Source organism: uncultured Veillonella sp. (assembly GCF_934230905.1).
Taxonomy (GTDB): domain Bacteria; phylum Bacillota; class Negativicutes; order Veillonellales; family Veillonellaceae; genus Veillonella.
The window spans coordinates 1-13141 of the sequence record NZ_CAKQFJ010000041.1; the positions used below are offsets into that span (position 1 = coordinate 1).

A 13141-nucleotide genomic window follows, 5' to 3' on the forward strand; every position below is an offset into this window, starting at 1 on the left:
GAACTTAAAATGGCGATGGAGCCAGTAAATTACTGGACCCATCGCCTATAAAACCAACACGTTTTGTCCTATAACCCACATTATAGCCTATCTATACATAAAATAGCCAGTACCTCGTTATCGAGATACTGGCTATAAATCTAACTACAAGCAAAATGGTTATTTCGCTTCTTTATCATTCCAAACTAGCAATGCACCAATGGCATTAAGGATATAAAATACATATTTACCAACATTGGCAAAATTTCCTTGAGTGAAAGCTTTTAGAAGCTGAACGATATTATAGACCATCCAAAATGGCCATTGCGTATTTAATTTTAGAGCGTTAAATAGATTAGCGATGAGAGACAAGGCAAATACAATCGTTGTAAGAACCGATAAGAAATTAATATGACCGCTAAACCCTATAAAGTTAGCTATGATAGAAAAAATAAAAGCAATCACGGTAATAATAGAGCCTACCCATCGTTTTTGTGATGGACTCATCGTATTAGGAATTCCCTCATGAGATGCTTTCCATTTTTTTATAGCAAATGTATAAATAATAAAAGTAACAGGATACGTAATAATCGCAGCTTTATTGCCAAGAATGAAATCAATTACACCTGATAACACAGTATTAACAATGCCAAGATAGTTTCCCCATTTGTTCAATTGGCCAGTAAATCGTGTAGACAACATGGAAATACCAACATTGATAACAGAAATCAGTCCAAATGGAACTAACGCAGTCCATGGTCCCCAATCTACAAATTTCTCAAGTCGAGAATTAAGATAACCTGCAGAAATTGCAATGCCAACTACGAGTACCACGCCGATTAAATCAAACCATCTTGATGTAGCAAATTGTTTTAAATACTGTTTCATATGTATGGCCTTTCTACACAACACATTTAAAACTGTTTTAACACAACACAAGTTTCAATGCAATAGTCAATTTATATAATTCTTAAATATAGCCAGTACCTCACGTCAGAGATACTGGCTATGTTCATGCATATATACTATTAAAGCAACAATAGTTAATGAAATACAAAACTCATCCACGAAGACAGAGCCTTCTTGTATTCTTCAGTGGTAGAGAACGCCGGTGTATAATTGGTTAACCATTCACGTAGTGTAGGTGGTGCGGCCTCTGGATCTACAGCAATTGGTAAATCCCAAATATTTCCATGTTTGCCTTCAAAATATCGCCACTGTTCTTGGGCATAGCTCACTAGAGCATAGGCCTTATCATATTGTTCCTTCGCCAAATCTAGCTTACCGAGGCTTTCATTAATCTGAGCCATAATGCGATAATCCGAAGCATTCCAAGGATATCCAAGCTCTGCGCCCGCCCAAGGGAATTGGTAGTCTTGGTCGATAAGAATTTGTAAATTACGCTTATATAGTTCGGCCCGTCGAATATCACCAAAATGACCAGCCAATTTCACCATATATTTTACACATTCAAGGTACGCGTAATGATCCTGCGTATGCCGCAAATAATTAGAATTTTCATAGGTCGCATCCCATAGGGTGCCTAATTCTTCCCAGCGGTCTTGATCCATATGTTCTAGGTGAAAGTGCCACACAGCTTTAAGCCACAACAAAAAGGCCGCATTTGTATAGTTCCAATAGTGATTACCTTGTGTATACTCATCTTCGGCTTCGTAACCATTCTCATTTAGTAAAACATGCATTTGGCTAACCCAATCAAAACGCATCGAGAACAGCGGTGGATATGATGTTTCAATATATCGCTCATAACCTATGCGATTATCCGTTTCGACATAATAATGCAACAACGCATACCGCAAGTGATCCAAATCAAAGGCGCTCGCTGGATTTGCCAAATTATAAATAAAAGCATCCGAATACGAATCATAGGCTAACGGATCCTTTTCTTGAGCCTGAATCAACTCTTGAAATAGACTTTCAGCCTCACTACGCCCTAGAAAAGCATATGCCAGGGCCCGATACCACTTGGATATACGAGATACTTTCAACATATACTCGTACTGCCATGAGTCCGGCGAAGGAATATCCGCATGGCTCACCACACCATCTAAGAAATTCACAATAGGAATCACATTATGGTACATACGGTCTGAGCCAATGGCACGCTGACACGCATCTAGCGCACAATACACATGACAACATAAGTCGATATCTAGCGGAGGTAGTGTATCATCCGGATCAGACCTGCCAAATGGATTATCAAACCCAAATGGTTCATCTATGCTCATTGGATAGCTCATATCAAACGGATCATATTCCTTCATGATAGACAACAGCTCGTCACCAACACCAGCATGACGCTCGCGATATAAGGCGTCCACGCGATCTACATAGGGAACGAGAACATCCAAATACTGTTTATACTGATGCACCTTCGGATGCAATTCAACGCCCAGATTCTCTGTGGAAAGTTCCTTAATCACGTGTGCCACAAGCGGGAATACCTTCTGCTCTTTCACATAACCAAGCACACCATCATCATAGATGGGCACCTGTTTTAATGTATGTCGAAACTGTGTATAGCTATTATTCCAATATTGTTGAATCAATGGCACAAGCCAACGATTACACTCATCATACACAGCAATTGATGCGGATTCAATCATACCCATACCAGCTTTATACAAAGGTTCACAAATGTTTTCTAATAATAAATCCTTTGATAAGGCCATGAGAGCTTCAGATTCTGTTTCACCTTCCATGGCCTGTACCATATAAGCACCAAGCGCATCGGCGAGGAGTAAAAATTCAGACTGAACCTGTGTAGGCTCGGTCATCACGTAATGATTCGGTACCGAAAAGGCTGCAACGCCCTCTGTCAAAGCATCGGAATCTATGTCTTCTAAGGACTGCTGCAGAACATCAAGAGATATAGGCGTTTCTATATGCTTAATATCGCTTAAATAACCATACGCGCCCTCATCAGAAAACAAGGTCGTTATAAAGTGGCGTAGCATATTATCACATATATACTTTGCCTCATCCTTAGGTGAACGCCCCTGTTGAAATAATAACTTGCGACCTCTGTGACTTTTATACAAAACATACGCCTCATACTCACCCGTACGAGGCTTTTCTAATAGAGGCTGTCCATTATACGTACCAAAACGGATGAATTCTGGCAAGGAAAATAAGAATACACTGCGACACTCCTCAAAGGGCTTGCCCATCTCATCACACACGGCCTTGACGAACGCACGAATCCGCTGCCGTTCCAGCTCAACATGAGGACCATTGACAACCACATCGTCTTGCTCCTCATCATAAAAGGGGATAATCCCGCCTGTATTAAAATCCAAGCCAAGCAAAAACGTCGTCGTTTCTTTCCCCTCTATCGGTGGAAACAAGGACGGCCGAATTGCATTAAATACACCTGTTGTACTAATTGTAACGTGATGCATACTACCTCCTATATAACAAAACTCCATCTATACTTATGATTCTAATCTATCTAATCAAATGCGTCTGTAATACCAAATGATAGATGCAAAACTGATATAAAACACCTACCATCTTATGCCGCCATAACAGACACACCGTAATCTAACAATCGCTGAATCATAACCACCCGTAAAACGGGTGGTTTGCTCTGACCCTATAAGGGTCTTTCTCTAGTGGTGGCCCTCTAAAGAGGGCATTGAATGATCTGACAACCACTCTATTACCACTGGCTGCCCCCTACTCGGGGGCTTTTATTTTGCCTATTTTACTGACTCACCCGTAAACGGGTCGGTATATTCTTTAAAGTTTAATGTATCTTGCGCTATATCCTCTTGTAATTGATTGCGAATATACTCTTTTATCGCTCCTTCATATCGTCCTACCGTATCCACATAATATCCTCTACACCAGAAATGTCTATTTCCATACTTATATTTTAAATTTACGTGTTTATCGAATATCATGAGGCTACTTTTACTTTTTAAATATCCCATAAAACTCGATACGCTTAAATGTGGTGGTATCGTTACTAGCATATGAATATGATCCGGACAGCATTCCGCTTCTATAATCTCTACATTTTTTCTCTTACATAAGTCTCTTAAAATTTTACCTACATCAGCTTTTATCCGACCATAAATTATTTGTCTTCTATACTTTGGAGCAAAAACAATATGATATTTGCATCTCCATTTACTATGTGATAAGCTTTTTACGTCATTCATTGACATTGAACCTCCTATATTAAAATGTTGTGGTTGCCAGACCAACTTCATTTTATCACTAGGAGGTTCTTTCCTTTTCTCTAAGAATTTTTACTGACCCCCAGTTTAACTGGGGGTTTAGTCATGCCTATTCGGCGTACAATCACTTGGGGGACATCTTGGTACTCGTATGGGGAAAAATAAAATCCGGATTACCTGGTTGCCCGTACCCTACATAATATAGGTGAAAGTAACCAGTACAATCATGAGATAAAAAATCATTTTTCAGAATAGTAAATCGTTCCATAAAGGACCTCCGTGTATAAAAACCAATGGGCTTAACTTATGAATTTATTATACGGAGATTCGCCTTAGGAAGATAATCAAAAAAACTAGGAACAAAAAAAAGAGCCGTTTTGAAACAGCCCAAAATTCATGTCCCGCATACTTAATGACAGAACATATAATAATATAAACAAGGACATGCTTGTTCATCTGTGTTTGACGATGAACGCAACCATCGTTATAATATAAGAAGATAGTCAGACGAGTGGATACGTCAGGCTCATCTCGAAATCTATAAATATTAGGAAATGGCCTTTCTGTTATCGAATTATCGAAGATAATGAAGGGCTATTTATCTTTTTCTAGACAAATAAGCGCTATCAACGCTCCAAAGGCGATGACTACGGACATTACCTGTAATAGGAGCATAATGATTTCATAATCACTCATAGGCTTACCCCTCCCTTCAATAACGAAGAGAGGCCCAACCTCGTCTAACTATCTTATGTTAATAATACACCAAACAAATATACGATACAATAAACATCGTATTATAGAGATTTATAAATGAAAAACCTGAGTGAATTGAAATAATTCACTCAGGTTTTATTAATATAGATATTATATCAATATTAAAAATCAAAATACATTTTACGATAGGTTTGCAGATTAGAAATATTTTTAGACCATTCACCCAACTCTCGACGTGTACTAATCTCATTTCCATCTTCATATTGACCATCAAATGATAAAATATTAAAGCTAGAAATAACATAAAACTGATCATCACATATAAAAAGTTTAGCATGAGAGTTATCCCATTTCATTCGAAAAAGCTCTCCATACTTTTCGAATCTCTTTTTCATCTTCTTCGCATTATTCTTCGTCCTACGTATTCGTTTATCATTATCTGGATTAGATTCATCGCCTATACCATAACGAATCTTGATTGTAACACCTTTCTTTAATAAAGATTCAAAAGTTTCCAGCATACGCTCGTCTACAACATGATTATTAATCCATGCTGCAAATATATCAATTTCCTTCGTAGATGTTTGTAAAGCACTATCAAATGCACGTCTAATAGCAGCATTTTCAAGAATTTTACTTTCATTATCTAATAAATGTTTAAACTGTTTATTTTCTTCAAAATACTCATTCATCTGTATTCGGAGTTCTTTATTTTCAGATTGGAGTGCTTCTACATTTTTTAGATATCTTTCATTCTCTTTCTTTATTTTTAATTGTTCTTTTTCTAATTCTAATTTATCATTGCGTGCCTTTTGTAAACGACGATGAACACGTTTCTTTTCTTCAGATAAATCTGTAAAATCCTTTTCTAATCGTTCTTTCTCACAGACGATTTCTTTTAATTCAGATTTCGCCTTCTTTAAATCTTTTTTCATCGCCATACTCTGTTTATTAGATTCAGCTAATTTCGAATCCAACTCATTGATTTTCTGCTCATAAGATTTTCGTGTAGCCGCAGTAATAGTCGCATCTTCTAATTTAGATTGAATAACATCGTATTCAGATTGTAGTTTATAGGATTTTTCCTGACTTTGCTTTAATTTTCTTTCAAAAGACTTAGCGTTCTTCTCTACTTCTAAAAGTTGTTGTTTGGATTCTATTAATTTTAGTTCTGTAGTACTAGCTTCTTTTTGAATGTTCTCAATCGATTGTGCTAATGATTGTACTTGTGCTTCGTACTCCGCTGCTTTTTTCTCTAAAACACTATTTGCTTGACGTAATGTATATACTAAATTGTCTTGATTAAAAATTTTCAGATATAATGCACGACTATAATCTTCATCAACCTCTAATGCAGTTTCAGAACGAGAACTACCTTCATCGTCAGATAAAATATCAAATTGGGCCTTAATAAAATAAGACTCATCTTTAAGAATAGCTGCTTCTTTTATAAATGAACCTTTACCATCAGGAATACCATCTATAATCTTTACTATAATACCTCTATTAATAGCTGCATCTTTTGCATCTCCAATAGATCCCTCAAAATTTATCCCCCAAGGATTACTAATATAAATGGATTTCTGAGCCGTTTTAAAGATATCAATAATCTTATCAATAACCTTACTACCTTCAATTAATTGAATCTTAATTTCTTGTTCTTTATATACAGGAATAGAAAGTTCCACTCTTAATTTATCAAGAGTCAAAAGAATATCATGTCGTTTATATTCTAACTCATTGATATTTTCTCGAGTAAGTTTAATATCATTTTGGTTAGGTAATTCAATTGATATGTTGGCTACACCAATAATAAATGCCTCTAATTTTCTACAAAAGTCAATATCTTGTGGTTCACCGTTAAGGTTAAGCACTACACTATTATAGTTATTTAAAATAGCATGAGCATGATGTAATAATTCTAGATATTCAATTAACACATCTTTAACTGCACAGAGATAATCATGATAGTCAAGAAGCTCCACAAACTGTAATTTTGCTCGTGGAATCCCCACACTAAGCTCTTTAATCTTTTCTTTACAAAGCTTATTATATCCGTAACCTAAACCAGCAATTACAGGTAGTGCTGCTATACCACCAAGAACAGCCATACCACCAGCGATTCCAAATCCGCCGGAGGCTATTGTTCCTCCCCCTAGCCAGGCTAATGTTGCATTAGTAGCAGCTGCTCCACTTAAACCACTAATTGCCGCACCCGTTCCTGCAGTGCCAATACTAGTTGCTAGCCCAACTGCACCTATAGCACCGCCAATACCACCGGCTAGACCTTTCACAGTAGCACCAATCATGCTACCTACACCAGATAAGTTACTAATATCATTCCCAACATAAGAGTAAGTATTACTATTATGATATTCAAACATCTGACTATTAGAAGCATAGTATGTTTGTAATGTATCATATATTTCAATCTCTTTAGATAACTGATTTTTTGATTCATTAATATGAGTATAAGAACGACTTAATTCTCTTTTAATCTTCTCTATATCAATACCATATCTCTCATAAGCTGCTTTTATACTTTCAAATTCAATTTTTAATTGATTATATTCTGCCTTAGAGTCTAAGGCCTTTTCCACAATAGAATCAAACCTATCCAGTGTCTCCTCTTTGGTTTTGGAATGCTTTCCAATAGCTTGTTCAACTCTATATTTATTAGGCTCTAACTGTAATTCTAAATCCGCAATCTCAGCTAATCGTTCATGCTCTTTTTGTATCTCTTTAACTCTACTCTCTAATTTTTTAGCTTTATAAGCATCAACAGTTGCACCTGCTATATCTTTTAATGTTTTAAACATATCTCTATCCCCCAAGGTACACCATATTTTTACAAATTATACAAAACACAACAACTATCTATAAATAAAATATTTTAATTGAATTCACAACTTTTCAGAATATTAATCTTATAGATATAAATTAAACCCTACTAAATAACAAAAGATGAATTTTTCATGAATTAATTATATTATCTATATTATTACCAGTCAATAAAGATTTGAATCCGGCAGCATAATTATAAATTCTATAACTTAGTATGAATAAATAAAAGCTCTACCTTAGATTACCTAAAGTAGAGCTTTCTCTTATTCCAACTTCCCTTTACGCACACGGTCCCATTCCACCTTTTCCATCGCCTTCGTTAGTTCTTCATTTAATTTACGTATTAAGGATATAAATTCTATCCGCTTAGCCACATCATTCCAGTCGATTAATATCTTACGTAATTTAAATTGCAAGAGAGTATTTTCATATTGCTTATATAAATTACCTTCAGAGCATACATCCCCATTATCAGCTCCACTTCTATATAACTCATTGATATCCTTTACAGTAGCAGAAATATCCTTTGATGTTAATATGCGCTCTTTAATATAGTTATACACACGAGTTTTATATGAGCAGAGATTGCTTTCACCATTATCACCGACCCCCTTTTCCCACCATGTATAATAGCGTAAACCCAAAACTGGTCCTTCTTTAATTCTATCAACACGCCAAAACATATAAGGTTTAATAGTTAAATTATCCTCACTTGTATTTTGAAAGCCCCAATAATCAGTATCAACAGTTCGGTCTAGAGAACGTGGCCAAAAATGTATATGCGACCAAGGCGTACCAAAGCTGCTACCGTGCTTAATCGTGTGAGTATGAGGAGCATCATCTAACCGGCCATATACATACGAATCCTCAATATTCTCAACGTATTGTTTCAAGGTCTCTACTAATGGTAGACCGTGATTGGGCTGATTAAATACAGTCTGCAAAAACAATCGTTGGGCAATCGCAGTATCTTGGATATAAAAACGAATATGCCCATCTATATCCTTATAGTATTTCCAAAAACAGCTATGCGCTATAGTGGTCCTAATCTTACGAATTAAATAATCCATAAAGTTCAGTAAAATAGGATTATTCCACCCATGACAAGATAATAACAATGACAAAAACTCCGGTCCATCCACATAGGTATTAACCTTAGGATCCTTCTCCAGCTCTCGAACCGTATTCCAATCATCATCATTAAACCAATCCGTCTTCAAATAAACCGTATGAATCGTGTATTTTGATAAATTCAATTCTTCCTGTTCATCGTGCAACGCCCATCGGATACTATTCATAGCTCCCCAGCAAGCAGTTTCATCACGTTTTTTCTGTTTTTCCTTTTTATCATCTAAAAGATATTGATATATATCCAATTCATCGTATTGATTTGATTTAAATGTTTTTGAAAGTAAATATTTATACCGATTAATCTGATTACCATGCTCCTCTGATGATGTTTTATCTTCAATAATTAAAGCCGCCTGTAATTCTGGAACCAATACAAGTACATCAATATTAAGCAACTGCCTAAAAATATATACCCGATTAACTTTAGATCCATCATAAGCCTCATTCAATAAACGAGATAAAAACCGAGCTCCAAACTGACGCCCACTTTCATTATCATCACGAACAGGCATATTAATCCAATTCAAACACCAACAAATAAATGCATCCTGCGACAACTCATTCGTCGCAAAATTAAAAATATTATTCTCCACAATCCGTTCGTCAATCATACCTCTCATCCCCCTTACCTAGTACCCATAATCTAACATCACCTAAACTACAAACGTATATAGAAAAAGACCCTATCGGCCCCTCAAAACGACTTCGAGCTCCGCGTAGCGCAGTAGCGTGTCGGCTTTCTCTACTCTAAAAACAATGCCCTAACACCACCTAAACCACAAACGTACATAGAGAAAGACCCTATCGGCTCCTCAAAACAACTTCGGGCTCCGCGTAGCGCAGTAGCGTGTCGGCTTTCCCTCTCCTCTAAAAACAATGCCCTAACATCACCTAAACCACAAACATACATAGAGAAAGCCCCCATCTGTTTCAAAACCGACTTTTGGCCCTGCGAAGGCCGCAGGCCGGAGTCAGACCCGGCCAATGGAGGATTTTGGAACAGATGGGGGCTTCTACTCTAATTACCCTTTGTATTTAGGTGATGTAGGGCATGTTTCAGGCACCACATCTTTGCGGTCCCCTAGTTGTGCACTACGATCTGTATAGTGTGTATGAAGTAGTTCGTGTGCTTTATGTCCTAATGGTTCGCCCAAGAAGTTTTTGTATAGGTCTTGGATTTCTGGGTTTTCATAGGATGCCACGAATTTGTATTCTTCATCAGCTTTGTAAAGTCCGCCAATGCGGGCTTCTTTTGTTTTTACAGCTTGTGGTAATTTAGTACGTGGTTGACCACCACCACCAATACAACCACCTGGGCAGGCCATAACTTCGATAAAGTCATAGTGTTTGCCACTTTCTTTCAACGTGTTAAGGAAATCACGAGTATTTTTGCCACCGTGTACAACAGCAACGGACAATGTAACATCATCACCAAGTTGTACAGTCGCTTCTTTTACACCATTCATACCACGAACATCTTCGAGGTGAGTCAATGCATATGGAGGTGGTTCTTTATCTGTAATAAGCTTGTATGCTGTACGCATAGCTGCTTCCATAACACCGCCTGTATTACCGAAGATGATAGATGCACCAGTTTCCATACCGATTAAATCATCGAACTTAGAGTCTTCTAAGCTGCCAAAATCAACACCTTCATCATTGAGCCAACGAATAAATTCGCGTGTGGTAATGGAAATATCCGTATCCATGCCAAGGCTTTCATCATCGTAATAACGAGCCGCCGCATTTTCCTCAACGCGTTTAGTTTCGGCCTTCTTCGCCGTACAAGGATTAACGCTGACAGACACGATATTTGCAGGATTAATGCCCTTTTTCTCAGCAAAGTACGTTTTAATCATAGCCGCTTCCATAGCGATGCAAGAACGGGTACTGGACAAATTTGGAATGAGTTCAGGGAAATAGATTTCCGCAAAGCGCACCCATGCAGGGCAGCAAGATGTGAATTGAGGGATAGTACCGCCATTCTTTAGGCGATCTACGAGCTCAGATGCTTCTTCCATAATGGTCAAATCCGCACCAAAGTTCGTATCAACCACATAATCAGCACCCAATTTACGAAGGACGCTAACCATTTTGCCTTCTAGGAATGTGCCTGGTTCGTAACCAAAGCCTTCGCCGATAGCCACACGCACAGCCGGAGCCGTTTGGATAACAACGATTTTGTCAGGATCGGCAATAGCTGCTTTCACCTTATCAAGCTCAGATCTAGCATGCATAGAATCAAATGGACAAGCAGCCGCACATTGACCACAGTGGATACACATTGGCACATCACCGGTTGATTCAAGATCGTAATAATCGAGCACGCTCATCACATCGGCGCAAGCACGACGGCACAAGGTGCAATTCTTACACTTCGAAATATCGTGAGTGATAGAAGGATTGTCGAGCGCAATCGGCACACGTTTATCAATAAATTCAAATTGGGACATGAGGACCTCCTCGTTTTGTATACTCATACCTATTGTGAAAGTTGAATCTCTTATATCCTTAGCATAACAAATATTGGGGGCATTCATCAACGTACTAAGACAGTAGGAATTGGCATTTAGTATAACACGATATAGTATATTACGATATACTATATTACGTTATACTAAATCGACAACAAAAAAACAGCCCTTTCGAGCTGCTTTCCTATATAAGATATATCTTATTTTTTACCTTGTTTTGCTTGTTGTGGCCATAAGAAATTGTAAACTGCTTCAGATGGAGAACCATTTACAACAGGACGATCTTTACCATCCACTTTATCTTCACGTTGTGCATAACCTTGTGGATTATACAATACAACTTTTTGGTCTTTTACAGTTTTCTTTTTATGATTGAACTCTTCAGTTGCGATATAGTGATATCCTTCAGAATCTTGTGCTTTAATCATTACAGTTGCACTTTTATCATTTTTTTGAACGCTATCTTGATCAATAGACCAAGTGATGCCAGCACTATCTTGACCAAATACTTGCCAGTTAACAGCACTAGCAGAACCAAAACCGAATGCACAAATTGCAGCAGCCGCAAAACATGTACCTAATAATTTTTTCATATATTTCACCTCGTATAAAATTGATTTTATAATTTTATAATAGTATATCTATATGTACTTTCTATGAAAATCCAATTACCAAATTAATTCTAAAACGCCTTCACCCATACTTCCAGGAATAATTGATGTTGGGCTACTAGGGTATGAATTGCTTCTAAGAACATTTCCATAAGAATCATAATCAATACTTGAAATAACTGCCATCATCCGACTAGGCCTATTTATGCGAAGTAACATTATGCTATAAGATCCATCAGTATGATTAATCTTAGCCCAAACTTGAGCCCAATTAGCATTTTTTCTAACTGAGCTATTATCAATAAAAAAAGTTTCACTATTACTTGCAGCACCTACATAATACCAACTAGTTGCTTCCACAGATTGTGTTGAAAACAACATAAATAAACTAAAAAACACAAATACAACTAACTTTTTCATAATAACCAACTCCTTATATTCTCAAAGAAATTATTATATTTCTATTTTATCATATGCAATTTTATTTACTTACTCCTATTTATATGAGGATGCTTATTTTTCTTTCTATATTTTCATAATATAAAAAACGAAGAATAAAAAATGCTTATGTTTCTGATTTTATATTCATGATATAGAAAAGGAATGGTAGAAATCGAAAACCGACTTTACCTTCACTGTGGATTTCGATTCTCGAAATCTTACGTTCAGGACTAAGTGATGTGTGGCTCCCATGCGTCGCTATACTCCTCTGTTAGCTCACACTCTACTTATGGCCCTGCGAAGGCCGTAGGCCGAAGTCAGACCCGGCCGGTAAAGGTTTTTCTCTCCTCTCCGGCCCTTTAGAGAAAATAAAATTCTAAGGAATAAAAAATGCTTATGTTTCTGATTTTATATTCAGAATATAGAAAAGGAATGGTAGGGTTCGAAAACCGACTTTGGCCCCGCGAAGGCCGCAGGCCATAGTCAGACCTGGCCGGTGGAGGTTTTCGAACCCTACCATTCCTATCACACTATACACGAATGCTAATATTCAGAAACATAAGCATACAAATTCAATTAAATTTTATTTTCCCCAAAGGGCCTGCATTACTTCTGCCCCTATTGTATCTTTTTCAATTTTCACAGGTTTTTGTTTTTCGTTACTACTCAACAAAGCTACACCGGATTGACTATATACCGTTGCATTCACTTCTGTCCAAGTGCTGTCTGGACGGTTAAT

General features: G+C 37.1%; 8 protein-coding genes. All 8 read right to left on the reverse strand.

The window, feature by feature from the left end:
• Positions 1-159: 159 nt before the first annotated feature.
• The 8 genes from Q0E20_RS08865 to Q0E20_RS08900 all read right to left on the reverse strand — a co-directional run bounded on the left by Q0E20_RS08865 (position 160) and on the right by Q0E20_RS08900 (position 12381).
• Positions 160-867, reverse strand: coding sequence for a nicotinamide mononucleotide transporter family protein (locus Q0E20_RS08865; RefSeq protein ID WP_295999164.1), 708 nt, complete (start codon positions 865-867; stop codon positions 160-162).
• Positions 868-1022: 155 nt separating this feature from the next.
• Entirely contained in the window at positions 1023-3401 is a 2379-nt protein-coding gene (locus tag Q0E20_RS08870; RefSeq protein ID WP_295999168.1) for a hypothetical protein, read from the reverse strand.
• Between the two features lie 300 nt (positions 3402-3701).
• Positions 3702-4166, reverse strand: coding sequence for an IS200/IS605 family transposase (tnpA, locus tag Q0E20_RS08875; protein WP_295999171.1), 465 nt, complete (start codon positions 4164-4166; stop codon positions 3702-3704).
• Between the two features lie 896 nt (positions 4167-5062).
• Positions 5063-7501 (reverse strand): hypothetical protein, encoded by a 2439-nt coding sequence (locus tag Q0E20_RS08880; RefSeq protein ID WP_295999175.1) that lies wholly within the window; start codon positions 7499-7501, stop codon positions 5063-5065.
• Positions 7502-8008: 507 nt separating this feature from the next.
• Positions 8009-9487 (reverse strand): PD-(D/E)XK nuclease family protein, encoded by a 1479-nt coding sequence (locus tag Q0E20_RS08885; protein ID WP_295999179.1) that lies wholly within the window; start codon positions 9485-9487, stop codon positions 8009-8011.
• Between the two features lie 411 nt (positions 9488-9898).
• Positions 9899-11329: a [FeFe] hydrogenase, group A gene (locus tag Q0E20_RS08890; RefSeq protein ID WP_295999182.1), complete on the reverse strand. Its 1431-nt coding sequence runs from the start codon at positions 11327-11329 to the stop codon at positions 9899-9901.
• A gap of 221 nt (positions 11330-11550) precedes the next feature.
• The gene (locus Q0E20_RS08895; RefSeq protein WP_295999184.1) at positions 11551-11943 is read right to left on the reverse strand and encodes a hypothetical protein; all 393 of its coding nucleotides are present in this window, start codon (positions 11941-11943) and stop codon (positions 11551-11553) included.
• A gap of 75 nt (positions 11944-12018) precedes the next feature.
• Positions 12019-12381 (reverse strand): surface-adhesin E family protein, encoded by a 363-nt coding sequence (locus tag Q0E20_RS08900; RefSeq protein ID WP_295999187.1) that lies wholly within the window; start codon positions 12379-12381, stop codon positions 12019-12021.
• Between the last annotated feature and the right edge of the window lie 760 nt (positions 12382-13141).

Coding starts and splice junctions, on each gene's coding strand:
- tnpA (WP_295999171.1), bottom strand. CDS start 4,166: ATGAATGACGTAAAAAGCTTATCACATAGTAAATGGAGATGCAAATAT.
- Q0E20_RS08890 (WP_295999182.1), bottom strand. CDS start 11,329: ATGTCCCAATTTGAATTTATTGATAAACGTGTGCCGATTGCGCTCGAC.
- Q0E20_RS08870 (WP_295999168.1), bottom strand. CDS start 3,401: ATGCATCACGTTACAATTAGTACAACAGGTGTATTTAATGCAATTCGG.
- Q0E20_RS08885 (WP_295999179.1), bottom strand. CDS start 9,487: ATGATTGACGAACGGATTGTGGAGAATAATATTTTTAATTTTGCGACG.
- Q0E20_RS08895 (WP_295999184.1), bottom strand. CDS start 11,943: ATGAAAAAATTATTAGGTACATGTTTTGCGGCTGCTGCAATTTGTGCA.
- Q0E20_RS08865 (WP_295999164.1), bottom strand. CDS start 867: ATGAAACAGTATTTAAAACAATTTGCTACATCAAGATGGTTTGATTTA.
- Q0E20_RS08900 (WP_295999187.1), bottom strand. CDS start 12,381: ATGAAAAAGTTAGTTGTATTTGTGTTTTTTAGTTTATTTATGTTGTTT.